This is a genomic window from Faecalibacterium duncaniae, assembly GCF_010509575.1.
Taxonomy (GTDB): Bacteria; Bacillota; Clostridia; order Oscillospirales; family Ruminococcaceae; genus Faecalibacterium; species Faecalibacterium duncaniae.
The window spans coordinates 2,172,493-2,198,531 of the sequence record NZ_CP048437.1 but is presented as its reverse complement, the minus strand read 5'-3'; the positions used below and the strand labels follow the sequence as shown (position 1 = coordinate 2,198,531).

The 26,039-nt window shown below is 48.8% G+C and carries 28 protein-coding genes, 1 tRNA gene and 1 pseudogene; 5 read left to right on the top strand and 25 right to left on the bottom strand.

The window, feature by feature from the left end:
* Positions 1–70: 70 nt before the first annotated feature.
* The 3 genes from uvrB to GXM22_RS10635 all read left to right on the top strand — a co-directional run bounded on the left by uvrB (position 71) and on the right by GXM22_RS10635 (position 5,213).
* A complete protein-coding gene (uvrB, locus tag GXM22_RS10645) occupies positions 71–2,128 on the top strand; it encodes an excinuclease ABC subunit UvrB (protein WP_005930935.1) in 2,058 nt (685 codons plus the stop codon).
* The gene (gene uvrA, locus GXM22_RS10640) at positions 2,115–4,997 is read left to right on the top strand and encodes an excinuclease ABC subunit UvrA (RefSeq protein WP_005930932.1); all 2,883 of its coding nucleotides are present in this window, start codon (positions 2,115–2,117) and stop codon (positions 4,995–4,997) included. The genes uvrB and uvrA overlap by 14 nt, the downstream gene beginning before the upstream one ends.
* Positions 4,998–5,135: 138 nt before the next feature.
* Positions 5,136–5,213 (top strand) — tRNA-Pro (locus GXM22_RS10635).
* A 134-nt stretch (positions 5,214–5,347) separates the two neighbouring features.
* Here GXM22_RS10635 and GXM22_RS10630 read toward each other — a convergent pair.
* The 6 genes from GXM22_RS10630 to GXM22_RS10605 form a co-directional block, all read right to left on the bottom strand.
* The gene (locus tag GXM22_RS10630; RefSeq protein WP_242651551.1) at positions 5,348–6,445 is read right to left on the bottom strand and encodes a tyrosine-type recombinase/integrase; all 1,098 of its coding nucleotides are present in this window, start codon (positions 6,443–6,445) and stop codon (positions 5,348–5,350) included.
* 75 nt (positions 6,446–6,520) lie between these two features.
* Entirely contained in the window at positions 6,521–6,721 is a 201-nt protein-coding gene (locus tag GXM22_RS10625; RefSeq protein ID WP_005927005.1) for a helix-turn-helix domain-containing protein, read from the bottom strand.
* A 132-nt stretch (positions 6,722–6,853) separates the two neighbouring features.
* Positions 6,854–7,666, bottom strand: coding sequence for a DUF6551 family protein (locus GXM22_RS10620; protein ID WP_005930924.1), 813 nt, complete (start codon positions 7,664–7,666; stop codon positions 6,854–6,856).
* On the bottom strand, positions 7,657–8,331 hold the full coding sequence (locus GXM22_RS10615) for a type II toxin-antitoxin system PemK/MazF family toxin (protein ID WP_005930921.1): 675 nt from the start codon (positions 8,329–8,331) through the stop codon (positions 7,657–7,659). Before GXM22_RS10615 ends, GXM22_RS10620 begins: the two co-directional genes overlap by 10 nt.
* Before the next feature lie 68 nt (positions 8,332–8,399).
* The gene (locus GXM22_RS10610) at positions 8,400–8,627 is read right to left on the bottom strand and encodes a hypothetical protein (RefSeq protein WP_015538297.1); all 228 of its coding nucleotides are present in this window, start codon (positions 8,625–8,627) and stop codon (positions 8,400–8,402) included.
* A gap of 364 nt (positions 8,628–8,991) precedes the next feature.
* Positions 8,992–9,480 (bottom strand): hypothetical protein, encoded by a 489-nt coding sequence (locus GXM22_RS10605; RefSeq protein WP_005930914.1) that lies wholly within the window; start codon positions 9,478–9,480, stop codon positions 8,992–8,994.
* An 891-nt stretch (positions 9,481–10,371) separates the two neighbouring features.
* Here GXM22_RS10605 and GXM22_RS10600 point away from each other — a divergent pair.
* Positions 10,372–10,731 carry a helix-turn-helix domain-containing protein gene (locus tag GXM22_RS10600; protein ID WP_005930902.1) on the top strand — a complete coding sequence of 120 codons (360 nt, stop codon included), beginning with the start codon at positions 10,372–10,374 and terminating at the stop codon, positions 10,729–10,731.
* 87 nt (positions 10,732–10,818) lie between these two features.
* Here the strand turns inward: GXM22_RS10600 and GXM22_RS10595 are convergent, their stop codons facing one another.
* The 9 genes from GXM22_RS10595 to GXM22_RS10555 all read right to left on the bottom strand — a co-directional run bounded on the left by GXM22_RS10595 (position 10,819) and on the right by GXM22_RS10555 (position 16,962).
* Entirely contained in the window at positions 10,819–11,037 is a 219-nt protein-coding gene (locus GXM22_RS10595; RefSeq protein WP_005930900.1) for a hypothetical protein, read from the bottom strand.
* Positions 11,038–11,175: 138 nt separating this feature from the next.
* Positions 11,176–11,607, bottom strand: coding sequence for a winged helix-turn-helix domain-containing protein (locus tag GXM22_RS10590; RefSeq protein ID WP_005930897.1), 432 nt, complete (start codon positions 11,605–11,607; stop codon positions 11,176–11,178).
* A 284-nt stretch (positions 11,608–11,891) separates the two neighbouring features.
* Positions 11,892–12,647, bottom strand: coding sequence for an ABC transporter permease (locus GXM22_RS10585; RefSeq protein WP_099357300.1), 756 nt, complete (start codon positions 12,645–12,647; stop codon positions 11,892–11,894).
* On the bottom strand, positions 12,647–13,336 hold the full coding sequence (locus tag GXM22_RS10580; RefSeq protein ID WP_005930891.1) for an ABC transporter ATP-binding protein: 690 nt from the start codon (positions 13,334–13,336) through the stop codon (positions 12,647–12,649). Before GXM22_RS10580 ends, GXM22_RS10585 begins: the two co-directional genes overlap by 1 nt.
* 12 nt (positions 13,337–13,348) lie before the next feature.
* Positions 13,349–13,522 (bottom strand): hypothetical protein, encoded by a 174-nt coding sequence (locus GXM22_RS10575; RefSeq protein ID WP_035393653.1) that lies wholly within the window; start codon positions 13,520–13,522, stop codon positions 13,349–13,351.
* Positions 13,523–13,629: 107 nt separating this feature from the next.
* Entirely contained in the window at positions 13,630–14,532 is a 903-nt protein-coding gene (locus tag GXM22_RS10570; RefSeq protein WP_005930885.1) for a sensor histidine kinase, read from the bottom strand.
* Between the two features lie 7 nt (positions 14,533–14,539).
* A complete protein-coding gene (locus tag GXM22_RS10565; RefSeq protein ID WP_002570970.1) occupies positions 14,540–15,304 on the bottom strand; it encodes an ABC transporter permease in 765 nt (254 codons plus the stop codon).
* Positions 15,282–16,247 (bottom strand): ATP-binding cassette domain-containing protein, encoded by a 966-nt coding sequence (locus GXM22_RS10560; RefSeq protein WP_005930880.1) that lies wholly within the window; start codon positions 16,245–16,247, stop codon positions 15,282–15,284. Before GXM22_RS10560 ends, GXM22_RS10565 begins: the two co-directional genes overlap by 23 nt.
* 16 nt (positions 16,248–16,263) lie before the next feature.
* A complete protein-coding gene (locus GXM22_RS10555; protein WP_005930878.1) occupies positions 16,264–16,962 on the bottom strand; it encodes a response regulator transcription factor in 699 nt (232 codons plus the stop codon).
* 184 nt (positions 16,963–17,146) lie between these two features.
* On the opposite strand from GXM22_RS10555, the gene GXM22_RS10550 reads away from it, so the two are divergent.
* Positions 17,147–17,512: a helix-turn-helix transcriptional regulator gene (locus tag GXM22_RS10550; RefSeq protein ID WP_005930876.1), complete on the top strand. Its 366-nt coding sequence runs from the start codon at positions 17,147–17,149 to the stop codon at positions 17,510–17,512.
* Positions 17,513–17,830: 318 nt separating this feature from the next.
* On the opposite strand, the gene GXM22_RS15305 is transcribed toward GXM22_RS10550, so the two are convergent.
* From GXM22_RS15305 to GXM22_RS10495, 10 genes and pseudogenes are all read right to left on the bottom strand, one after another.
* On the bottom strand, positions 17,831–18,178 hold the full coding sequence (locus GXM22_RS15305) for a winged helix-turn-helix domain-containing protein (RefSeq protein WP_281062972.1): 348 nt from the start codon (positions 18,176–18,178) through the stop codon (positions 17,831–17,833).
* A 232-nt stretch (positions 18,179–18,410) separates the two neighbouring features.
* The gene (locus GXM22_RS15365) at positions 18,411–18,539 is read right to left on the bottom strand and encodes a hypothetical protein (protein ID WP_005930871.1); all 129 of its coding nucleotides are present in this window, start codon (positions 18,537–18,539) and stop codon (positions 18,411–18,413) included.
* Between the two features lie 227 nt (positions 18,540–18,766).
* Entirely contained in the window at positions 18,767–21,007 is a 2,241-nt protein-coding gene (locus GXM22_RS10530) for an FtsX-like permease family protein (protein ID WP_005930867.1), read from the bottom strand.
* Positions 20,994–21,761 (bottom strand): ABC transporter ATP-binding protein, encoded by a 768-nt coding sequence (locus GXM22_RS10525; RefSeq protein WP_005930862.1) that lies wholly within the window; start codon positions 21,759–21,761, stop codon positions 20,994–20,996. The genes GXM22_RS10530 and GXM22_RS10525 overlap by 14 nt, the downstream gene beginning before the upstream one ends.
* A 101-nt stretch (positions 21,762–21,862) precedes the next feature.
* Complete coding sequence (locus GXM22_RS10520; RefSeq protein ID WP_035393645.1) at positions 21,863–22,876, bottom strand: sensor histidine kinase; 1,014 nt, start codon at positions 22,874–22,876, stop codon at positions 21,863–21,865.
* Complete coding sequence (locus GXM22_RS10515; RefSeq protein WP_035393642.1) at positions 22,873–23,544, bottom strand: response regulator transcription factor; 672 nt, start codon at positions 23,542–23,544, stop codon at positions 22,873–22,875. The genes GXM22_RS10520 and GXM22_RS10515 overlap by 4 nt, the downstream gene beginning before the upstream one ends.
* Positions 23,531–23,725 carry a helix-turn-helix domain-containing protein gene (locus tag GXM22_RS10510; protein ID WP_005930852.1) on the bottom strand — a complete coding sequence of 65 codons (195 nt, stop codon included), beginning with the start codon at positions 23,723–23,725 and terminating at the stop codon, positions 23,531–23,533. The genes GXM22_RS10515 and GXM22_RS10510 overlap by 14 nt, the downstream gene beginning before the upstream one ends.
* A 131-nt stretch (positions 23,726–23,856) precedes the next feature.
* A pseudogene (locus tag GXM22_RS10505) lies at positions 23,857–24,069 on the bottom strand (site-specific DNA-methyltransferase); the annotation flags it as partial.
* 244 nt (positions 24,070–24,313) lie between these two features.
* Positions 24,314–25,699 (bottom strand): relaxase/mobilization nuclease domain-containing protein, encoded by a 1,386-nt coding sequence (locus tag GXM22_RS10500; protein ID WP_035393639.1) that lies wholly within the window; start codon positions 25,697–25,699, stop codon positions 24,314–24,316.
* 53 nt (positions 25,700–25,752) lie between these two features.
* Positions 25,753–26,010, bottom strand: coding sequence for a hypothetical protein (locus GXM22_RS10495; RefSeq protein WP_417935089.1), 258 nt, complete (start codon positions 26,008–26,010; stop codon positions 25,753–25,755).
* Between the last annotated feature and the right edge of the window lie 29 nt (positions 26,011–26,039).

Below are 26,039 nucleotides of genomic sequence, written 5' to 3'. Positions count from 1 at the left end.
TGTGTTATAATCAACATGAAAAGCACAACTATTTGTAGTTCTATCTGAGAACAGAAAGGAGAACTGAGACATGGCCGATGAACAGTTCCATCTCGTCTCCAACTATGCCCCCACGGGCGACCAGCCCCAGGCCATTGAGCAGCTGGTAGAGGGCGTTGAGCGGGGCGACCGCTGCCAGACCCTGCTGGGTGTGACCGGCAGCGGCAAGACCTTTACCATGGCCAACGTGATTGCCCGGTGCAACCGCCCCACGCTGGTGCTGGCCCATAATAAGACGCTGGCGGCCCAGCTCTGCACCGAGTTCCGCTCGTTCTTCCCGGACAATGCGGTGGAGTATTTTGTTTCCTACTACGATTACTACCAGCCCGAAGCCTACATCCCCAGCACCGATACCTACATTGAAAAGGACAGCGCCATCAACGATGAGATCGACCGCCTGCGCCACTCGGCCACGGCGGCGCTTTCGGAGCGGCGGGATGTCATCATTGTGGCATCGGTGTCCTGTATCTACTCTCTGGGTGACCCCATCGATTACCGCAGCATGGTCATCAGCCTGCGGCCCGGGATGCAGATGGAGCGGGATGACCTGTGCAAAAAGCTGGTCACCCTGCAATATGAGCGGAACGACATCAATTTTATTCGCAATAAGTTCCGTGTTCACGGCGACACGGTGGATATCTATCTGGCCTACATGAGCGACCTTGCCATCCGGGTGGAGTTCTTCGGGGATGAGATCGACCGCATCACGGAGTTCAACCCCGTTACCGGCACCCGGCAGAACGTGGTGAAGCATGTGGCCATCTTCCCGGCCAGCCACTACATCGTCAGCGCCGATAAAAAGGCAGCGGCCATTGAAAAGATCCGCGCCGAGTGCGACGAGCAGGTGAAGAAGTTTACCGCCGAGGGCAAGCTCATTGAAGCCCAGCGCATCCAGCAGCGAACGAACTACGACATCGAGATGCTGACCGAAGTGGGGATCTGCAAGGGCATCGAGAACTACTCGGCGGTGCTGTCGGGCCGTGCGCCGGGCAGTATGCCCACCACCCTGCTGGATTATTTCCCGGAGGATTTTCTGCTTTTTGTGGATGAGAGCCATGTGACCCTGCCGCAGGTGCGTGCTATGTACGGCGGCGACTACGCCCGCAAAAAGACGCTGGTGGAATACGGCTTCCGTCTGCCGTCGGCCTTTGACAACCGTCCCCTCAAGTTTGAGGAGGTGGAAAGCAAACTGAACCAGATGGTGTTCGTCTCGGCCACGCCGGGCGAGTACGAGCGCCGGAACAGCACCCGGATCGCGCAGCAGGTCATCCGGCCCACCGGCCTGCTGGACCCGCTGATCTCGGTGCGGCCTGTGGAGGGGCAGGTGACTGACCTGCTGGGCGAGATCAACGCCCGCACGGCGAAGAACGAGCGTGTTCTTGTGACCACCCTGACCAAGAAGATGGCCGAGGACCTGACCGACTTCTTGACCGAGCAGGGCATCAAGGTCAAATATATGCACCACGAGGTAGATACCTTTGAACGGATGGAGATCATCAAAGATCTGCGCCTGGGCTCCATCGATGTGGTGGTGGGCATCAACCTCCTGCGTGAGGGCCTGGATCTGCCGGAGGTCAGCCTTGTGGCGATCCTGGATGCCGACAAGGAAGGCTTTCTGCGCAGTGAGACCAGCCTCATCCAGACCATTGGCCGCGCGGCCCGCAACGCCGAGGGTCTGGTCATCATGTACGCCGATGAGGTGACGGACAGCATGGAACGCGCCATCACCGAGACCGAGCGCCGCCGTGCCATCCAAATGGCCTACAATGAAGAACACGGCATCGTGCCTAAGACCATCGTCAAGGCCATTGCGGACAGCATTGAGATCAGCGATAAGGCGGAGAACGCAAAGCGGAATACCCGCCGCATGGGCAAACTGGAGCGGGAAGCTGCCATCGAGCGCCTGACCCGGGAGATGAAGGAGGCCGCCAAGCTGCTAGAATTTGAGCATGCGGCCTTCCTGCGTGACCAGATCGACCGCCTGCGCCGGGGCGAGAACCCCACTGTGGACTCGGATGCCGAGACCGAGCGCAGGCAGAACCATGCACAGACACAGAGAAGAGGGAGAAAGTACCTTGGCAAACGATAAGATCGTCATCAAAGGCGCACGGGAGCACAACCTGAAGAATATTGATCTGACCCTCCCGCGCGAAAAATTCATTGTTATGACCGGCCTGTCCGGTTCCGGCAAGTCGAGCCTTGCCTTCGATACCATTTATGCCGATGGCCAGCGCCGCTATGTGGAGAGCCTTTCCAGCTACGCCCGGATGTTTCTGGGCCGGATGGACAAGCCCGATGTGGATGAGATCACCGGCCTGTCGCCGGCCATTTCCATTGACCAGAAGACCACCAGCCACAACCCCCGCTCTACCGTGGGCACCGTGACCGAGATCTACGATTACCTGCGCCTGCTGTATGCCCGGGTGGGCGTGCCCCACTGCCCGGTGTGCGGCCGTGTCATCAGCCAACAGACCGTGGATGAGATGGTGGATGCCGTGCTCAAGCTGGAGGACGGCACCAAATTCCAGGTGCTGGCTCCTGTGGTACGCCAGCGCAAGGGCACGCAGCAGAAGGAGCTGGATGCCGCCCGGCGGGGCGGCTACTCCCGTGTGAGGATCGATGGCAATCTGTATGACCTGGACGAGGAGATCACGCTGGAAAAGAACATCAAGCACACAGTGGAGATCGTGGTGGACCGCCTTGCCATGCGCAAGGGCATCCGGGGCCGTCTGGCGGATTCGCTGGAAACTGCGCTGGCTCTGACCGGCGGCATCGCTGAGGTCGATGTCATCGGTGGGGAATGCATGACCTTCAGCCAGAACTTTGCCTGCCCAGAGCACGGCATCTCCATCGGGGATCTGTCGCCCCGGCTCTTCTCCTTCAACAACCCCCAGGGTGCCTGTGAGAAGTGCACGGGCCTTGGTACGTTTATGCGGGTGGACGAGGAACGCATCCTGCCCAATAAGAACCTGTCCATCCGGCAGGGAGCCATCAAGGCCAGCGGCTGGTACTACGCCGAGGGCTCTGTCAGCGAAATGTACTACCTTGGTCTGGGTAAAAAATACGGCTTTACGCTGGACACGCCCATCAAGGATATGAGCACCGAGGCGGTGAACGCCCTGCTCTACGGCACCAACGGCGAAAAGATCGAGATGCACCGAACCAATGAGTTCGGCAGCGGTGTCTACTATAATACGTTTGAGGGCATTGTGGAGAACCTGGAGCGCCGCTTCCGGGAGACCAACAGCGAGTGGATGAAGGAAGAGATCGGCAGCTTCATGTCCGGCGTGGAGTGCCCGGACTGCCACGGCAAGCGCCTGAAGCCGGTGGTGCTGGCAGTGACCGTTGGGGATAAGAACATCAGCGAGTTCTGCGAAATGTCCATCCGGGATGAGCTGAAATTTATTGCCGAAAACGAGCCGAACCTGACCGAGAAGCAGAGGCAGATCGGCGGTCAGATCATGAAGGAGATCCGGAACCGCCTGCAGTTTTTGCAGAGCGTGGGTCTGGATTACCTGACCCTGGCCCGTGCGGCTGGCACCCTGTCCGGCGGCGAGAGCCAGCGCATCCGCCTCACCACCCAGATCGGCAGTGCGCTGTCCGGCGTGCTCTATGTGCTGGACGAGCCCAGCATTGGCCTGCACCAGCGTGACAACGATAAGCTCATTGCGACCCTGAAGAACCTGCGGGACCTCGGTAATACCGTCATCGTGGTTGAGCACGACGAGGATACCATGCGCAGCGCGGACTATATCGTGGATGTGGGCCCCGGCGCGGGCGTTCACGGCGGCGAGATCGTGGCGGCGGGCTCCGTGAAGGATATCTGTAAGGCCAAGCGAAGCATCACCGGCGATTACCTTTCCGGCCGCAAGCGCATTGCTGTGCCCCAGACCCGCCGCACCGGCAATGGAAACTTCCTGACCGTGAAAGGTGCCCGGGAAAACAACCTGCGCAACATTGATGTCCGGTTCCCGCTGGGGGAGTTCGTCTGTGTGACCGGCATTTCCGGTTCCGGCAAGTCCAGCCTGATCAATGAGATCCTGTACAAGACGCTGGCCTGTGAGCTGAACGGTGCCCGCAGCCGTGCGGGCAAGTGCGACGGGGTGGAGGGTCTTGAGTTCGTGGATAAGGTCATTGGCATCGACCAGCAGCCCATCGGCCGCACGCCCCGCTCCAACCCGGCCACCTATACCGGCGTGTTCAACGATATCCGCGCCGTCTTTGCCGAGACCCAGGATGCAAAGATGCGCGGCTATGGCCCGGGCCGGTTCAGCTTCAACGTCAAGGGCGGCCGCTGTGAGGCTTGTGAGGGCAACGGCATCCTGCAGATCGAGATGCACTTCCTGCCGGATGTCTATGTCCCCTGCGAGGTATGCAAGGGCGCGCGCTATAACCGCGAGACGCTGGAGGTAAAGTATAAGGAAAAGACCATCTCCGACGTGCTGAACATGACCGTGGAAGAGGCGGTGGTGTTCTTTGCAAACCAGCCCAAGATCGCCCGCAAGCTGCAGACCCTGCTGGATGTGGGCCTTGGCTATGTGACCCTGGGTCAGAGCGCCACCACCCTGTCCGGCGGCGAGGCCCAGCGTGTCAAACTGGCCAATGAGCTAGCCCGACGCAGCACCGGCAAGACGGTGTATATCCTCGATGAGCCTACCACAGGCCTGCACATTGCGGACGTGCATCGCCTGATCGAGGTGCTGCAGAAGCTGGTGGATGCGGGCAACACGGTCATTGTCATCGAGCACAACCTGGATCTCATCAAGTGTGCCGATCACATCATTGACCTTGGCCCTGAAGGCGGCAGCGCCGGCGGCCTGGTGATTGCCGAGGGTACGCCCGAGCAGGTGGCCGAAGTACCCGGCAGCTTTACCGGCCAGTACCTCAAGCCCCTGCTGGAAAAGGACAGGCAGTTGCGGGCCGCGGAAGCGGAAACTGCTGCAAAAGCAAAAAAGTAAAGCGGCGCTCATACGACAAAAATCATACTTTTCTTGAAAAAATCAGAAAAAGATGCAGAAAAGTGTTGACAAAACCCGGAAAGATGCGTATAATATTTGTTGTCGCCAATGCTTCGGTAGGGAGGCAGAGGACGATATCCGGGTGTAGCGCAGTTTTGGTAGCGCGCTTGAATGGGGTTCAAGAGGCCGTGAGTTCGATTCTCGCCACTCGGACCAAAAATCCAACGATTTCACGTTAGAAATCGTTGGATTTTTTTGTTTGTGGGCTGACCTCATTTGGTTTTGACCACAATTTTGACCACAATGCCAACGATTTTATCTGGTCTAATTAGTGCCGTTCCGTCCAATTTTCAGGCCGAAAACGCCTCATTGAACAACTGGATCGCACTCTGCCGAATGGATTCCTGAACATGGAGATAATGCTCAGTCATTTCGGTATCGGCATGGCCTACGATGCTCTGGATGGTCTGAATATCCACGCCCAACGCCTGCATCTGCGACACATAGGTGTGGCGGCAACTGTGCGGCGTGAGCAAGCGGACATCGCCCGCTTCTTCCAGAGATTTGCGGAATACATCCCGGAAATGGGTGGGATTGCAGGGCAAGCCGGTCTTGGGGCTTTCCCAGATGAACTGGTCGGTGGTATCCCGCAGCTTGATGGCGCACGGGCGAACATTCAGCGGCACCGGAATATCCCGGATACTGTCTTTGGATTTCGGACTGCCGATGCTGACTGTACCTTTTACGACCTTTACTGCCTGCCGGATGTGAATGACAGAGCCATCTTCTTCAATAAACTGCGGCTCCAAAGCCAGAAGTTCCTGCATTCTCATTCCAGTGCCGAGCAAAAGCCGGATGCTCAAGCCCATGCGGTCATCGGGGAGAACTTTCATTAAGTGGGCGACTTCCGCTGTGGTAAAGGCTTCCTTGCGCTTTGCGGTGCCGGTTGCCCGCATCTTTTCAGCAAGCCGGACCGGGTTACGGCGCACAAGGTCATTGGCTTCTGCCTTTTGGAAAATCTGGTAGAGCATTCCTCGTGCCTTGCTGATGTAAGAATCCGAGCGGCCATCGCGCCGCATCCCTTTCAGAAAGTTTTCAATGTCGATCGGGCGTATGACGGTCAAGGGGCGATGATAAAATCCCTCTTTGAGCATTTTCAGGCAGTATTTATAGCTTTCCTGTGTCGTGGGAGCGATATTATCCTTGTGACCCTCGAACCATGTATCTGCCCAATCCTCGAAGTACAGGATCGTGTCCAGCTGGACACCGCTGATAAGCGCATCCTGATACTCTTTCAGTTTGAGCTTGACCTCCTTCTGAGTCTTGCCATAGAAGGTCTTGAAGCGCGGCGAACCATCTTTCTGGTAGCCGTCCATCATACGTAATTCCCAGCGACCATCGCTGCGGTGGCGAAGCGTACCCTCGCCGTGTGAACGTTTGCTTGGCATATTGCCTCCTTCCTGATGTCAAGTCGTTTCGGGAATAGTATAGAAAAAGAAACCTCTTGAATCAAGGATGTCAAATCAGCCATTTACGCTGTCCGTGATCCACTGAAGAAAACGGTCTTTGGGTACGACCATCCGCTTACCGATGTGGAGCGTGGGAAAGCCATCGGAACGGAGCAGGATGTAAGCGTTGGCGCGGGAGATGCCCAGCGCAGCAGCAACATGATCGGCTGTCAGGGTGATGGGAAGCTGCTCATACGAAGTGAACTGAGAGCGCATAGAATACCTCTTTTCTCTATATGTTGTGTTAAACGAATACAGGAACACTATATATTGCGCTTTGATGTGTAACAAGGGGCATCTGCGGTTTGCGGATGCCCCTTGTGTATATGGGAGGTATGCCTGAAAATGTCAGAATTTCATCGGCAGTGCGTCTTTTCTGCACTTGCCGTTGTAGGCGGTGTAGATGGGAAAAACGTATTTTTTCCATCCGCGCAGCTTTGCGGGGTCGTCCTGCCCGATGCGGTAAATATCGACCGGGTGGATGTTGCGCAGCGCACGGAGCAGCCGTTCTTCACTGAACTCGCCGTGGTACAGCTCCACAAAGTGCATCATGCCTTTCAGAACAGATGCCCGGAACGAATCGGGCTTGCCCTCCCATGCTGCCACGATCAGCCGCATCGTTTCACAGTAGAGCGGTTCGCCCATCTGCTTGTAGAGCCGGAAAGCCGTACCAACGCAGCCGATGCGGTAATCGGTCAGCTGCTGGCTGTCATAATTGAGGCTCAATCCCACCCGGTTGGTGGCTGCGAGAAAGGCTTTGGAGATGGCATCGCCGCCCACCACCTTGGCACGGAGCTTGATGCCTGCCGTCAGCGGCGCAGAGAAGCCGTTCTGCTCGGCAAAGAGCAGGGCTTCCTGCTCCACGGTCATGCCTGTGTACACCTTGCAGAGAATCGGCAGATCTTTGCCGCCGTTGCGGAGGATGCGCCCCTCGATGGTGTGCTGCCCATCCGTTACGATGAACTGACCGTTGCGGAAACTGACCTTCGGCTCATTTGCCACATATTCGTTGAAGTGGGCGGCAATCAGTTCCACACGCTTGCGCTCCACACCGCGCTGATACAGTTCGCGGGGGTAGACCAGCTTGCTGCTGTGGATGACCATGAGCTGGTACGGCGGGTTGACATGGATGAAGGGATTGGTGTTGTCTTTCAGGCGCATCGCATTTCCTCCTTGATTCTCCAGATGTACGTTTCGGCTTCTTTCAGGATTTCAGCAACCTGCTGCTTACGCTTCGGGATGGTGAGCAGACTTGGGTTGAATGTGAAGCTGTATTCCAGTCGCTGGATCATTGCGTGTACCGCAGCTTCCAGTTCGGTGTACAGCATCATGTCCTCGACACTCCCAGCATCCTCAAAGGACGATTTGATGGGCGTGTAGGGATAGAGGGGCGGCTTACCGTCAACCACCTCAGGCGGCGCGTAAGCCGCCGTAGAACGGATGATGGGCGGAAGCCGCTGAATACTCCCCATCGGGTTCAGGGCAAGGCTGGCACGGACCGCATCATCCACCCGGCTCATTTCTTCCGGGGTGAGGTGTCCGAGATATTTCAGAACCCTGCTCTTGTCTACGGTAAAAATCTGCTCTGCCTGAACGATGGACGGAACGGAGAGAAACTCGTTCACCAGCAGGCAGTGGGTCGGCTGGGTATACTTTTTTGCCGCCTTGCTTGTCAATGTGGCCACGATCAGCGTGGGCGAGTAAAAATTTCCCACATCGTTCTGGAGAACGACTGCCGGACGATTCCCGCTTTGCTCTGAACCGATGGCGTTGTCGAAACGGGTGAAGAAAATGTCTCCACGCTGGAATTTCCAGTTTTGAATCAATAGCTGTCCTCCTTTTGCAATATGTACACCGCCCGCTGCACCTACTTGGCAGTGGGCGGTGTGTTTGTTCAGCGGTTCATCACAACGTAGTCATGACCGCGCCGGGTCTGGCAGACAGTGCAAGTGTCCATGCTCCGGTCTGCGCTGGGAACAATGGCGATTTTGAACGCCTTGGATTCTACAAAACTACAAAGGCAGACACCGCAGAGCGTGCGGATGGACCGAATCATCTCCGGGGTCAGTTCCATTTCCTCGTAGATCGCTTGCTCTAAGGTGGTACGGTCGTTTTCGTTCATAAAGCCTCCTATTATGTAGGACGAAAATGTGGATATATGGAATAAGTAAAAAGAACAGACGTGGACGAAGACCGAAAAAAGCATTCGGCCACGCCTGATTTAATAAGTTAAGGTCTCGCATATTCGCCCTCGGCTCCCTGCGAGTGGGGCATAAACATCTGGCAGCGGACTTGTACCGCTTCATTGGCATTTCAGCCACCCCGTCTGCTTTGTGACCGGGCCGCGAATTACGGAAGTATCATTATCGGAGTACCAGATAACGGAACTATTCAGTTTTCAAAGAACATGAGTGCAGACATTTCGCTCAGTGGCTTTCGCCATCTGGTGAATTGTCCTCTCACTTGGTAGGCATCGAAAACGCCTTTCAGACAACCTTAATTTGAAAGTTTTTGATAAAATTAGTGATTCTGCGGATTTTCTTACTAATATTCTGCTTTGTTGTGCCAAATACTTTAGAAATTTCAACGGTGTCATATTCTTCATAGGCGTATAGAGTAATCAGCTCAAGATCTGCATCCGACAAATTTTCAAGCGCAGACAGCAGCCGCTCGTCCTCAATCTCGCCGATCCATGTGAAGCGGCTCTTGGTTTCACGGTAGTGTTCGGTAATAGAAATGGCTTCCTGATACTTGTTCATAAGGGGCGAGTAGGCTTCTTCACCCTGCTCAAAGGACGGGGCAGCGATTTCCTGTGTGTGGTTCTGGTAAGAACGCGCAGCATTGAAAACAGACCAGTCATACTCATACATTGCCTGAATCGCTTCGATGCTCATGCCAGCGTCCTCATACTGCTTGCGCATGATAGCCCACTGACGGTCAAAGTTCTTCTTTTCCAAACCATAATTAAAGCCCATGTGTAACCTCCAAATTTTCGATAAAACGTGAAATGTCGAAAATTTGGAAACGCTACGGATATTTCGCCATCTGGGGCAGCCATGAAAAGAGGGCAAACATAAAACCTGCTCCTTTTCGGGAGCAGGCCATCTGAAGCTATAAAAAATAGCCGGACAACAGCCGACCGAAAGATTGGAGATCTTTCAGTCAAGCTGCTGCCCGGCCATTTGGTGCTACGTTTCATACATTGCCTTATGGCAATGGCCCGTTGCTCGGTGCTAACAGTCCATATTCAGAGTGCAGTGCACCCGATTGTTTTATAAATCTGATGTTTACTTGGCCCGAATGGAAAGGTCGAGCCATAACATTTTCCGGCAACGCCAGCATTTTATATGGATGAATCCAGTGCAGTCGGCGGTCATTCGATAAAGTTTTAAGTTGCACTTGGGGCAAAACTGCCAGTGTTCCGTAATTGCTTTCTTCTTATGATCAAGCATGACTTTCCCTCCCAAATATAAAGTTTGCTGCTATATCATAGGAGAAACGGTGGACTGCGGCACTTTGGCTCCAAAAGCGCAAAAACGCCAGCCTCCCATGGCGGGAAGCTGGCGCAGCATTGCACATCGGCATGATTATAGGCGGTGAAACGGAACGATTGTGCCGGTTTGTTGACATTCTGGTCTACGGCAGCAGACAGGCTTTTTTTGATGCGTTACCCCAATAAAAAATCACAGTTACCTCCACAAACGGCAACTGTGATTGGATAGCGCGTGAAATCGCCCGGACGAGTTACCGTTTTTTTATAACTCGACCGGGAAATACAAAAATCGGCATTATACTTCCTGCTCACAGGAAATACAAGGTTATACCGCGTCATTCACCAGAACGATACAATACTATTGAGGTGAACGATGATGCCGAATTCTGACTTGAAGGTACTTGGAGAAAAGGTTCGCAAAGAGCGCAAGCTGGCAGGTTTAACACAAGAACAACTTGCTGAACGCTGCCATGTTTCAACGAAGCATATCGCCAACATTGAAAAAGGCAGCATGAATCCATCTTACGAAATTCTTTTGGCGATTGCTCGTATTTTGCCGGTTTCGCTTGATGCGCTGATTACTCCGGGGATGGGCAAAACGGAAATAGAGTTAAAAGAGTTCAATCGAATCTATCTTTCCTGTCCAGAAGCAGTGCGGGAAACCTTAATGGACTCGACCCGCACACTGGCAAAGCACCTGACAGAGTTTTACAGTAAAATTGAAAATCCCTGAAAATGTTTTGCTTGTGGTACAGTATAGCATATTTTTCAAAGTCACTATACCAAAACGAACCCAAAAGCAAACCAATTTTATACCAATTCAGTCGATTCCCAAGCTGACCTGAATCTCTGTTTCCAAATCATTTGCCAATGCCGTATATAGTTCTTGTGGTGTGCGGCAAAGAATTGCATTGAAATTGATAGGGTCGCCCTCATTGAAAAGCCTTACATATCCCCAGCGGCATGGAACAACGTCCAAATAGGTCGCAGACTCTAAAAAGCTATGGAATTGGGTCAATACTTCTTCAAATGTTTGCATGGTTTGACCTCCTGAATTAAGTCATCTCTATTTTAGAATATTCTTGGTCATCTATGCAAGGATGCCGATTTCGTACAGCGTAGAAAACGATAAAGCCATACCGAAGAATCCTACTAGGATCTTACGGTATGGCTTTTATTACAGATTGCGATTCGACCGCACCAATTCCGATGATGGGACAAATTGATATCCAATGTTGGAAACCGTTTTAATATAACGGGGGTGATCTTTGTCATCCTCTATTTTCTGGCGGATTCGACCGATCGTGCTGGTGACGGCTCTCAAATAGCTTTCGCTGTCCTTATGCCAGACTGCTTCAAAGATCTGCTCCTTTGTAAACAGTTTGCCCGGATGCTGTGCCATCAAACTCAAAACACCGTATTCATAACGACTCATGTACACCTCTGTTCCGTGTTTGAAAACACGGTGGTGTTCCAAGTTGATTTCCAGATCGGGACGGCTCAGAGCGTCTGTGGGATTTCGCATCAAATCGAACCATTCAAAAATCGTCTGCTCTTGCGGTGGGCAGTGATCCTTCGTGATGCGAACAACAACTTCAATTTTTTGCATACAATAGACAATCCTCCCCCAAAGCCAAATCTATATCACTCGATATGGAAAATCGGGTGTAGCTCGCATTTCCGCATTGACCGTGCACTACGATGCCGTGTGCTTTAGCCGCCGTCGTTTTTGGAATCCCGAAAGTTCAGAGCTGCCATCAGTCATCCAAACGCGCCCGCCCAGAGAAGGTCGGTATAGAGCCATACTTGGAGAATGGCAAAAATCACTTCTGCGATCAGCAGCAGGATGCCAGCCGTTACGACGGCTTTTTTTCTTTTGCCGTCGTCCGGCAGTTAATTTTCTATTTTTTTCTTATGAGAAAAGACAATCAATCCAACCAGAAACAGAACAATAAAGCAAAATACAATGCTAATACATCCGCCAATGGTGGCCGATATAGGCACCTCATAGTAAGTGGATTTATCCGAGAAGAACATAGACACACGATATGCAAAGCTACCCGGAATGACAAAGCCTCTTTCTGAACCGATGAACAGGCAAGATACAAAGCCATATATAACTCCGACAACGCTTGTTACAATAATATTGCGGCTCAGATTGATAACGATTGCCCCTAAACAGGTCGTTACAAAAACGACAACACCGGCTTCAATTCCAAACCCGATTGCCAGCTTGAGGAACAGGGAAATACCGCCGGTCAACCTGCCAGCTCCATTGAGTATCGCCACCAATAGGCCAAATGCGATAAATAAGACAGCCGCAAAACAGATGCCGATAACGACGCTGACAGTAACTTTCGATAGAAAGAGCTTCTTCTTTGAAAACCCGTAGGTAATCCAGTTGATGTAAGTTTTGTTTTTGTATTCCTGATAAAACAGCGAACCAATCAAAATGAAGAGCACCATTGGGAAGAACATGGAAAACTGGTTATTCATAAAGAAGAACAGGTCAGCAAGTGATGTTGTGCTACTGTTGAAAATTGCTCCTGCTCCGCCGGTAATGATGGGAAGAAGCGACAACAGCAGAAGAAATACCATAAACCATTCCCGCTTCAACTTGTAAAACTCATTTTTAATCAACACTCCCATTATGCTTCCTCCCTCTGGCCGGAAGTCATAATATCCTCATACAGGGCTTCCAGTTCCTTTTCGTTATAGTCGTTTTCTACAATCTTGATGATTTTTCCGTCACGAATGAAAATAAGAACATCCGTGACAGCAGCAATCTCCGTCAGATTATGGCTTGATACCAAAATACAGTGTTGGGGAGATTTTAAGCGTTCTTTCAGAAGCAGCCGGATTTCCTTTATCCCCATCGGATCAAGACCGTTGGTAGGTTCGTCCAGCAGTAAATATTGAACATCGCCTAAAAAGGCGCGAGCAATTCCCAGTCGTTGGCGCATCCCCAAAGAAAGTTGAGAGAACAGCTTTTTTCGGGCATCCAGCAAGTTCACTTGTTTGAGCGCCACTTCGATGTTTGGTCTTTTCAGACCTAAATATTGTGCGTGGAGCTTCAAATTTTCCTCTACGGTGAGCCGGGGGTAAAAAGCCGGGTATTCAATCAAACTTCCAAAACATCTACTGGAAACGGGCTGTCCATCAGAGAGGATTTCTCCTGAAAAGGCAGTCAGACCCAGCATGGACTTAAACAGTGTTGTTTTACCGGCTCCGTTTGGCCCCAGTACACCATAGATTTTTCCTTGCTCTAAAGTCAAGTTGATGTTGGACAGCAATGCGGTATTTCCAACATTCAAATTTACATTTTTGATTTGCAGCATGAAATACCTCCGTTATTGAAAAAAGATGAAAAGCAAAAAGGCCACAGCATAAATCAAAAATGAAATACTAATGGGTTTTGATCTCTGTTTTAGTCCTTTTAGTCCATCGCTCAATACGCCATGCAAGGCCGTGAGCAGGCACACCGCCAAAGCGATGATAGAAACCACTAAAGCTACTTTAACCATTTGTTTATACCTCCTATGGCTCATACTTTACCAAAGAGGTTTAAGATTTGTTTGAGAAAAGTCTAAGGAAAGTCTAAGGATGAAAAAAGAGCCGCCGAAGCAGCCCTTTAGGAATTGACAATGGGAAACACGACTTGAATTGCAAAGATACCGTTTTGCAAGGAAGCGACAATTTGCCCGCCCATGCGGGTCACAAGTCTTTGAGCGATTGCCAATCCCAGCCCGGTTGTCTTTTTTGTTCGTGACTGGTCGGTGGTGTAAAAACGGTCAAACAAATGAGGAATATCTTCTTGCTGAATACTGCTCGACGCATTTTTAATGGTTATGACCGTTTGAGCTTCTTCTATCGCTGCGGTGATTTGATAATTTCCCTCCCCGTGAACAAGTGCATTATAAACCACATTTGAGAAAATCCGGGTCAAGGCATCTGGATCGCCCCAAATGATAGCTGGTGGATTTGGGATAACGATATAGGGGACACATTTTTTCTGTTCAAAATCGCCGTAGTATGAGGCGACAACATCCCGAAGTACACTGTGTATATCCGTATTTCTACAATTCAATTTCAGTTCGTCGGCCTCAATCCTTACAAATTCAAACAGTTGGTCGAGAAGCAGCTTTACAGCGGAAATTCTTTCTCCCGCAATCGTTGCATATTCTTTTTGCTCCCCTGTTAAATCCTGTTTCTGTAAGAGCTGGATATAGCCATTTGCTGTTGCCAGCGGCGTTCGCAAGTCATGGGAAAGACTGGTAATGGTATCTCGGAACAGTGTATCGCTCCGTTCAATTTCCTGCCCCATGCTACGATATTTTTTCAGAAGATGATTGATACTTGCAGCCAAATCCTGTATTGTCCCATCCGTTTTTTCCACCATAATTTCGGTTTGCGTATCACGGTCAATCAGAAAGTCAATCTGTTTTTTTACTTTCTGAACCAACTTTCGCTGATAAATCAGTTTCAGGGACAAAACCAGGGAAAGCATTGCAAGCAAGATACATAACACCATCATGTAGCCATCACCGCCTTTCCAAATTGCGCAAGTCCAACCTTAGAAACAGGGAGAGCGAAATGGCTGTTGGTAAAAACAGATATACTACCAGTGTCAAACAAATGGGTATTAAATCCTCCCCAAAGGTATTGATCTGCAAGCTATGAGATAGCCCTACAACCCAATACTTGTAGAGCGAATAATCCATATCCAGTGCTGTACTTATCTTTGTGAGATATAAATACAAAACCCCCAGCATAAAAAATGCGGTAATCGTAACAATGATCCGATGCCGGAGCAGGTAACTTAACAAATTGAGAAATGCAGTGTAACCTAAAAAGCACAGGCATTGAAACAAAAGAAAGACTCCGATTGCAGAAAACGAATACTTTATGTCATACCGGGATGCTCCCATCATCAGAATTGACAAATACGCAACACCAAAGCATACAAACAGAAAAAATAAAACGCCACCCCATGAGGCCAGCAGTTTTCCAAAGAATAGGTGTACTCTGCTTGTACCTTTAGAAAGTGTGATACTGTATGTGCCGGTATGAAAATCTTCTGTAAAGTACAGGCACAAAAAGAGCGTCAATGGAAAAATCAGACTGTAATCTGAAAACAGAAACTCCGTGAACGAAACCAGTGATATAACCGGAAGCATACCATTTACCGAATTGTGATAAAAGGTCAGGGCAAGCGCAAAGACAAAAAACGCAGCCAATACGAGGCAGGCCCAAAACAGGCGGCTTTTGCGGATACGGAACAACTCACTTTGCATCGTCTGAATCACTCTTTGCACCTCCTGTCATTTTCAAAAGATAGTCGGTCGGCTCCATACCGGCAAGCCAGATTTCTGATACCTCTATCCCGGAATGAACCAGCAGCGTATTGATTTCCCCGGATTGCTCATTACAATGAAAAATTCTAATCAGGTCATGACCCAACACTTCAAAATCCGGGAACTGCTGGCTTAAAATCGTAATAGCCCGTTCTAATTGTGGAGTTCTTATCTTTATGCACCGCTGGCAGCTCTCTTTCAATTCCCCAGCCGTAAGCTCACAAAGCAGCTTTCCATCTGCCATTACGCCATATTTGGATGCAAGCCGGGAAAGCAGCGTATAATCCTGTCCAGAGATTAAAAGTGTGGTATGGTTGATTTCATGCAGATAGTTCAGAACAGAAAGCAGGTGTTCACATTCTCCCTTATCTAGCCCGGAAAAAGGATCGTCCAAAATTATCATATCTGGATTTCCCAAAAGGGCAACAGCCAAATTCACTAAACGCTGGGTCGATAATGGCAATCGCCGTACCGCCTTTTTCTCTTTCAGGTTCAAATGCAGTATATCTAAAATATGGATTTCTGTGGTTCCAAAAACGGAAGAAAAATAACGCAGCATATCAGCAGGTGACAGAGAGCCGATTGTCACAGGCTTTTGTGGTACAAACCCAATCCGGCGGCGCTCCTTCTGATAGTCTATATTGCCAAATAATTGGAGCGTACCAGCTTGAGGTCTAAGTGTACCTATAATGGTTTGCAACAGTACAGATTTCCCGGCGTGATGGCCGCCATACAGTGCATAGATTTCTCCGCGTTTTACCTGAAACGCGATATTTTTAATTCCGTTTCCATCCGGGAAAACATAGGTCAACCCGGCTGTTTCCAAAGCAGTCTCCAAAATAATCATCCCCTTTCCATGCTGTCTTATTGTAGCAGACTGGTGTGCAAACTTCATAAGATTTCTCTAAGGATTAGCCCTGCATTTTGAAACCGAGGCCCCAAACCGTCTGAATATACTTTTCCTCTGGATTGACCTTGGCAAACTTCTTGCGGAGATTTCCAATGTGGACATTGATTGCATTATCGTCCCCGACAAAATTTTCATTCCACACGCTTTCAAAAATATTGTTCTTTGTGAATACCTTTGAGGGCGAGGACATCAGAAGTTGCAAAATCAGGTATTCATACCGTGTCAAAGTAATGGGGGTATTCCTGATTTTAGCCTCCATAGCTTCTGTATCAAGGGACAAGTCCTTAAAGCGAAGTATTTTGCTATTGTTGGGGGTGGTAGACTTCTGAAAGCGCCGGAGCACTGCTTCAGTCCGCACCAGCAGCTCTTGATTGTCGAATGGCTTTGTGATGTAATCATCTGCACCATTTCGTATGAGGTTCACTTTGCTGTCTATATCCGTTTTAGCGGACACACCGATAATCGGAATATCCATCGTGCTTTTCATCTTTTCCAATACTGTTTCCCCCGGTATGCCGGGCAGCATTAAATCAAGTAAAATTAAGTCAAAAGTGCCTTTCTCAATCAACAGAAGCGCCTCGCTTCCAGAATATGCAGAGGTTACGCAATAACCATGTTGGGTCAAAAGCCGCTTCGTCATATCATTGAGCAGCACATCATCTTCAATAATCAGAAGATGTGGGTGTGTTCCAGTTTCCATACTATTATCTCCTTATCATTTCTCAGATTTCCGAATTAAAGCTCACATATTATTTTAATTATACCGTCTCTGTTGCATTAGAGCAAGGCAGAACCACTTTTGAAATGAAACAAAATACTACCTTACATCAAATTTGATTACATTCTCATAACCTGACCAGAAATGTACAATGATATAGGGTGATATGAGAATGAACCAAGATGAAAGAAGGTTTGGCTTTCACGGCCTCGGGGCAGCTCTCAAACGAGCCAGAGAAGAAAAGGGCTGGACACAAGCCTATGTTGCGGAATTAGTAGACCGTGACTCCCGTACCATTATGAATATTGAGAACAAAGGTCAATATCCCAGCTTCGACCTTTTTGTTAAACTCATTACTATGTTTGACGTTTCAGTTGACCAGTTTATTCATGCGGACGGAGGGGCAAGGTCAAGCTCTTGTAGAAAGCACATTGATGTACTTCTAAACTCCATGAATGAAAAAGAGCTTGTCGTGATAGAAGCCACAGCCGAAGGCATTAAGAAAGCCAGAGAAACGGAGGTTCCAGAATAAGGACCTCTGTTTTTTTGCGCCATTTTAAGGGCTGTCGCTAAGTGGCAAGCAATGCCGTCGTATGGGATTGCCTTCATTAAAAAGCCTTACATATCCCCAGCGGCATGGAACAACGTCCAAATAGGTCGCAGACTCTAAAAAGCTATGGAAGTGGGTCAATACTTCTTCAAATGTTCGCATGGTTTGACCTCCTGAATTAAGTTATCTCTATTTTAGAATATTCTTGGTCATCTATGCAAGGATGCCGATTTCGTACAGCGTAGAAAACGATAAAGCCATACCGAAGAATCCTACTAGGATCTTACGGTATGGCTTTTATTACAGATTGCGATTCGATCGCACTAATTCCGATGATGGGACAAATTGATATCCAATGTTGGAAACCGTTTTAATATAACGGGGGTGATCTTTGTCATCCTCTATTTTCTGGCGGATTCGACCGATCGTGCTGGTGACGGCTCTCAAATAGCTTTCGCTGTCCTTATGCCAGACTGCTTCAAAGATCTGCTCCTTTGTAAACAGTTTGCCCGGATGCTGTGCCATCAAACTCAAAACACCGTATTCATAACGACTCATGTACACCTCCGTTCCGTGTTTGAAAACACGGTGGTGTTCCAAGTTGATTTCCAGATTGGGACGGCTCAGAGCGTCTGTGGGATTTCGCATCAAATCGAACTATTCAAAAATCGTCTGCTCTTGCGGTGGGCAGTGATCCTTCGTGATGTGAACAACAACTTCAATTTTTTGCATACAATAGACAATCCTCCCCCAAAGCCAAATCTATATCACTCGATATGGAAAATCGGGTGTAGCTCGCATTTCCGCATTGACCGTGCACTACGATGCCGTGTACTTTAGCCGCCGTCATTTTTGGAATCCCGAAAGTTCAAAGCTGCCATCAGGCATCCAAACGCACCCGCCCAGAGAAGGCCGGTATAGAGCCATCCTTGGAGAATGGCGAAAATCCCCCTGCGATCAGCAGCAGGATGGCGGCCGTTAACAGCAGACGTGCCGATAACTGCTCCATCTTAGGTATCCCTTTCTGTGCGAAGATAGTGCTGCGCCGGTGGCCGCCAACTGCACCAGAATTAGAACAGCAAACAGACCGAAGCTCTCATAATAGAACAGCTCATCCCTAAATAGAAGGACATCACAGAGCGCAGTAAAGGTAAGTGTCACAAAGTAAATGATATAATCTCGCAGGCTTCTGCGGATATTTTGAATTGCTAACTTCCAGTACATATCTTCCTCCCATCACCTTACGCTATCGGAGTTGCTGCGAATCGAACGCTGGAACAGCAGCCATGTACTGAGAAAGTAGCAGCTCAGCAGCAAAGCGAAAATCCCGACAATGATACCTATTTGCCGCATCAAGGCTCCGCAGCCAATATAAGCTGAGATTTCAGCAGAAACACTTTGAAGAAAATAGACAATCACAATCATTGCTACAACGATTGCCGCTGTGATCGGCATCCCAAACCAAACACCAAGCTGTTTTAGAACCAAAGTATGCAGGTCCTTCTCTTCCACTCCCATTTTTCGCAGAACCGAAAATCTGTAGTTGTTTTTTTCTGCATCTAGGAGCTGCTGAAGAGCCAGCACGGTAAGACACATCACCATCAGCACAATTGCACCATAGATCAAGGACGCTTTTAGGATAAAGTTAAGGGCGATTATACGGTTCACTTCCGTAGTACGGACAGTTGTACTGTATCCTGCCAGATTGTCTTTATCAGGATCTTCTGGATAAGAACGCCCAAGAAGCTGTTCCAGCATTTCTGCCGTTTTGAAGGGAAGCGGATATTGGGTCATCACAAATCGGTTGCTCTGTACCGGAAGCAAGACTTGCGCTATCTCGTCCGGTATGATATACACTACATCTGTATATAGATTATAGATGGATTCCCCCACAGGTTCCTGAAACACTGCATTCTCACTGAGTTTCAGAGTGCCTGCGTCCGTTTCCAGTAAAGTATGCTCAGCGATGTAGTTTTCAATATCCTTGTCCTCTGCCGCACTATGCCAGTGGGTAGCAAATTCATCCTTTTTTAAAATAATAGGTTCATATCCCAACATTTTCCGAACAGCGTTATAATCCTTCAGTGCAATCGCCAAGGGAGGAAAATCGTACTTTACCCGCTGGTGAAAGTCGCTTTTTTGAGGAAGATATTCCGAAAAAGTCAAATCGTCCTTTATCTCTATGTTGTTTTGTTCTATGAACGCAGTAATTTCCTCATAGTCTGTATCCGGAAGATTTTCCACTTCATAAACATCGTTGTAGCGGCTTGAAATTTGAATGTCATAGACTGCCCGACTATCCAAATAGCCCAGACTCCATCCTGTCAAAACTGGCGCAATGACAAACAAGCAGATAGAAAAAGTCAGGGTCACACAAATGATCGTCATCGTTTTCGTATTGGTAGCCAGCTTAGAGGAAAGCTGTCCAAACAGAAATAAACTCGTATTGTGATATTTGCGGGACACTTTAGACTCCTTCCAGTATAGGAGCGCCGCATTCGATAAATACATGACTGCGGAAATGATAAACAAAATATCCGCAACCCCAAACAGCAAATATTGATTCAGAGTTGGGGCGTCAAATCCAAGGAAGTAGGCTTTTTCCAGTTCTGCGATGGAAAAAATCGGGATAGCGGTCAATACAGCACCAGCCAGAAGCCCGCAAAGATATGGGGAAAATCCTATTTTTCTGTGTAAAAAAGAAACTGCAATTGCCCAAAGCAGCGTCACGGCAGGGAAAAGGACATTCCCCCAATACATGAGCTTTACAGGAAGTGGATATCTGGGATCGAAGTAAAAATGATATTTTACAGCACCTACCTCCAGCATCCACAGCAGCATAATGCCATAGAAAATACAGATCATCGGCATCCATCTGCTTTTATGAAGCGGTTTTTCATTCTGACGGTTTGCCGTCATAAGCTCAATAATCCTACTTTTATTGAGAATTCTGACATTCCCGACTCCAACCAGAATCTGGCAAACAACAAAGAAGCCCACGGTCAGCAGCACGGTATCTGGAAAAAAAGACCAAGAAAAAGCGTAGGGTTCCCCAAAAGAAGCAAGCAGCATAGCCGTAATGACCTGAGAAACGACCATCCCCAGAAGGATTCCCACCGACACAGAGAATATGAGCAGGAAAAAAGTCTCTCCAAAAAAGAGCAGTCCTATGGTTTTTTGCTCCATTCCCAGGGTTGCCTCAACTGCAAACTCCGATTGTTTTTTTCTCAGCATGAAACGATTGACATAGTGGATCAGAAACAACAGAAGCAGACTAATCCCGCAAATCGCCAGTTTCATACCTCCAGCCAGCAGGGAAATATTATATTCCGCACCAATGGTCGGATGATAATGGGTGCTGCTGATAGACAAAAACGCATAGAACAATGTGACACAGAGTGTCATGGTCACAATATAAATCAAATAGTCCTTTCCTGACCGCTTTGCATTTTTGAAAATGAGTTTAGTGTACATCATTCACACCCCCTCCCATCATGGTGAGGACATCCAAGATTTTTTCAAAGAAAACCCTACGAGAATCACTGCCTTTGAGAATTTCCGCGAAGATCGCACCATCTCTTAAAAAGAGAATACGATTGGCATAGCTTGCCGAAAAAGCGTCGTGTGTTACCATCAGGATTGTGGCGTCAAGGCTTTCGTTAATACTCTGGATTGTGGAGAGCAAGGCTTGTGATGAGTGACTATCTAACGCGCCGGTAGGTTCGTCCGCCAGGATCAACTTTGGCTGGTTGATAATAGCTCTGGCACAGGCACACCGCTGTTTTTGACCGCCGGACACCTGATAGGGATATTTATCCAGAATATCCGTGATATTCAGCTTTCCGGCCATTTCCCGCACCCGCCCATCAATCTCGCCTGCAGGAACCTTGTTGATAGTCAGTGCCAAGGCAATGTTTTCCGAGATTGTCAGAGTGTCCAGCAGGTTAAAATCCTGAAATACAAATCCAAGATTCTCCCGACGAAACCGGGCAATCTGTTTTTCGTTGATTTCCGTCACATCGGTTCCGTCCAGATAGATATGTCCCGCACTGACGGTATCAATGGTGGAAATACAGTTGAGCAGGGTAGTCTTGCCGGAACCGGATGCTCCCATGATTCCTACAAATTCCCCCTCCTGAACGGAAAAGCTGATGTCCTGAATTGCTTTTGTAACATTCCCGCCATTTCCGTAATATTTTTGGATATGATCCAGTTTCAAAATTTCTTTCATTGTTATCACCTCTGATCTCTATTGTAGAATAAGAGTGGCTTCGTTTGTATCAAGTTTTCTTACAAAGTTCTAACAAAAATGTAAGAAGTGCAGGACCGCAATCAGCCCTGCACTTCATGGATCAGACAGTTGATGTGAAACGCCAGGGAAATGGCGGTTCCTTGTTCCGATGATTCTGCCGCAATGCCAATGCCCAGCTTTTCACAGAGCCGTTTGCATAGGTACAGGCCAATGCCTGTGGACTGCTGGACCATACGACCATTCTGACCGGTAAATCCCTTTTCAAAGATACGGGGCAGATCGGACGCAGCAATCCCAATTCCATTGTCCTCCACGACAAGAACAACCTGATCTTGCCGTTTATGAGTAGAAATGCGGAGAACCGGTTGTTCCGTACGATACTTGACCGCATTGGCAATCAGTTGGTTCAGAATAAAGCGCACCCACTTTTCATCTGAATAAACCGTGTCCTGCATTTCCTCCACTTCCAGACGCATACCACCTTGGAGCAGCAGATATTTATTATCTGCAATCGCCTGATGCACCACTTGGGACAGTGCCATTTCCCGGACAGAATAATCTTTCTCTGTATGCTCACTGCGGGCGTAATAAAGAGCTTGTTCGGTAAAGCGGTTGGTCTTTTCCAGTTCCAGCAGAAGTTCCTTTGTCCAGTCCGTCCGGTGGTTTTCACATAGGAGTTTCATGGCAGTAATGGGCGTTTTGATTTCGTGAATCCATTGCTCAATGTATTCTTTGTACTCCAGGCGTTCTCGCTCGACTTCTCCGATCTGTTCCAACATGGATTTTCCAGCCATTTTCAAAAGCTGATAGTAAACCTGATCCTCGGCCTGTTCCGGCAGCTCCATCACTTCGGAAATGAGGTATCTTTCGGAAAGCTGCTCCGCCATATCCAGAAGTTTTTTCATCTGCCGCTTCCGTTTCCAGTAAGTGAGGACAAGTCCCGTCAGCAAAATCAATGCCCATACAATCAGGATCAATACTACTGCGGAAACCGAATTGCCGCACACCAGCAAAAATACAGTGAGTGCAGCCATACAAACAAGGTTCGTCAGCAGAAATGGTAGCCTGTTTTTCCAATATCGTCTGCTGTTCATATCGTGTACCCCTGTCGGTGCTTTGTCTTGATAAAATCCGTCAGACCGATGCCCGCCAGTTTTTCCCGGATGCGGTTGATATTGACGCTCAAAGTATTGTCATCCACATATAGCTGATTGTCCCACAAATACTCAATCATATCTCCGCGAGAACAGATTTTTCCACCGTTCTTGAACAAATAATAGAGAATTTTCAATTCGTTCTTAGTAAGTTCTACGCTCCGTCCATTATAGTCCAAACTGCTGGATTCCAAATGCAGCACCGCATCTCCATAGACGATCTGTTCCTGCTGCTGTGCGGGATAAGCTTTTTTCAGTAGGGAAGCGATTTTCGCAAGCAGGATTGCTGTGTTATAGGGCTTCGTGATAAAAGCATCGCCACCCAGCATAATGCTGTTTAATTCATCCATATCTGTATTACAGCTCGTTACAAAAATAATCGGCACCTCGGAGAAGGTACGGATTTTAGAGCATAAAGCAAAGCCATTCTCTCCGGGCAACTTAATGTCCAACAAAATCAGATGTGGCGTTTCATCCTGAATCTGTTCTATCACAGCAGAAAAATCCTTTATGCCAATCGTTGCATATCCATTTCCATTCAATAATGTTTGCAATTCTCCCTGTATCACAGGATCATCTTCAATTATCATAATTTTATATCGTTTCATGCTTTCTGCACCTTCCTTGTTTTGTCCGGCCATCAATCGGCTTTTCTGCAGTTTTGGGAATCAGCCAAACACCAGCCATCTTCACAGCGCCGGGGATACGCCCAGCAGCACAATAGTAATTTACTCTACGAGGTGTCACGCCCCACTTCTCGGCGGCCTCTTTCAATGTCATATAGTCCATTACGCACCTCCACAGAGTACATTATAGTTCCTCATCTCGAATAATGCAAGAAACATAATATGAATTATAAAGTTTAATCTTACTGCATTCTCTGAACTTAGGATACTCATTAGAATGGGGGTTAAGATAACGATATAGATGCACTTCACCTTGCCCTCATACTGCGGCAACAGGGCTTTCAGTGCTTCAAGATTATCGCCGTGGATGATCATGTTCTCACTGCCGTTGTTCTCGGTGTGCTGCCCCTGCTCATCAAAACTGTATTGCCGCTCCAGCACCCGGAAGGGAACTTCCTGATGATGGTTCACGACTTTATTTTTACCGATCCATTCCAAGGTTGGCATGGCGTTTTTCTCCAATCTAAAAATTTCAAACTGCGGACAAAAAGGACGCATTGTTGTGGCAAGCAGGGCGTCCGTATATACAAACGCCATTTTTGCGTTGCAAAATGCTTGTTGGGATAGTCCCAAACCCTTTGTGTACTGCATCCGCCGGATGCAGGCTGCGCATTTGTGCCAAATGCTTCTATAACGAAAAAGAACACCGAGGACTCTCCCCAAAATGGGAAGAATCCTCGGCGTTTTCTGTTTAGCGGGTCTGCGATTTTTCCTTGGGGTCTTTTTCCTCGGCGAAGAACAGCTCTACATTCTTCTGTGCTTTTTTCAATTCCTGCATTTCATCCCGTGCCTTACGGTAGGCTGGATAAGCAGCTTTCTTTTGAGAAAGCAGTGCGGAGTATTCGGCATCCAGTTCTTTTACCTTTGGCAACTTTTTCAAACTCGCTTCGTCAAAAGCGACTTTTGCCGCCTTGTGCAGCGTGATTTGTTCCCGGTGTTCTTCCAAAAACTTCTTGCTGTACCCAGCCTTACGGTAGGCATCATACACAGGTCGGGTTTTGGCATAGTTGACGATGTGCGCCCGCAGGACAGCAATCTCTGCCATACGTTGCTCTGCGGCCTTGATGGAATCGCCTAGTTCATGGTATCGTGCAGTCGCTGCATTTACTCGTTCCTGCATTTCTTCGATGCTGCCGATTTTATTTTCCTGTAAGAAAATCAGGGTCTTGGACATTTCTTTCAGATTATAGCGTTTTGTCCACCGTGCGTAGCCTTCGCCTTTGCCCTCGGAGAGTTTTGCCTGAATGTCCACCAACAGGTGGAACGACTGTTCTTTTGGCGGCTGCTTCTGATGTGGGCGGTGTTCTGCTTCTCCGGCGATGACCGCCTTGATCTCGTCCTCGCCATAGCCGGTGCCCAATGTGCGAAAACGGATAAAGCGTTTCTGCCGTGCGCCTTTGACCGAAGTGTGCTTTCCTCGTTTGACCTCATAGCCTTGTTGTTCCAGCTTTTTAAGAAAGATTTCAAAGTCCACAGGCTTCTCGTTCAGCAGGATGCCGTCAATTACAGAACACAGCTTGTCACGATTGCTTTCTTTGGGTGGATAAAGTGTGCGCTTTTGCCGCTCCCGGTACGGCTTGATTTCAATAACGGACAACTGATGTTCCAGACAAATCAAATCGCTCAACCGCTGCACCGCCAGCCCGGACAATAAAAAATCCCGGAATTTCCGGGTGCTGTCCAATGCAGTGGAGTTGTAGATAATGTGATTATGAATGTGTTCTCGGTCGGTATGCGTTGCGACAATAAACGCATACTTGCCTTTGGTGAAACGCATTGCCAGTTCGTAGCCCACCTTGTTGGCTTCTTCGGCGGTGATTTCACCGGGTTTGAAAGACTGTCGAATTTGATAGGCAATCACATCGCTTTTCTGCCTGCGCCCAGTCATCAACTCATACTGGCGTTTGGAGAGCATAAATTCTTCGTCTGCGGTCAATGGGCTGCACTCATAGCTGCTGACCAACTCTCCCTTGTTCGTTTTGTCAGGATTCTGCGCATAGTCCGTGCGGCTTTTCAGGCAGGCCGCAACCGACTTGCCCTTGTTTTTGTGCAGCGCGATCAAACGTGTTGCAGCCAATTCTACCACCTCCCGGCAAAAAGAAAATGCCGCACAATGGCGGCATAAAGATTTTATAATTCTGCAACCCAGCCACTGAACCATTCCACGGCTTCTACAATGACTATTCCGGCGGTGATGAGCAGGAAGCATCCAAACTCTGCCACCAGTAAAATCAAAAACTGCAGCCACTCCCGGCAGTACAGCGTATAAAGGCCGCAGCCGAAAATATACAGCATGGGCAGCGCCAGCACAAACGCCGACAGGTTCAGCGTCCATTTCAGCATCAGCGCAAGGAAAGCTGTAAGCAGCCAAAACGGGAAAACGATCATCTTAAAAACGAACCTCATATCCAGCACCT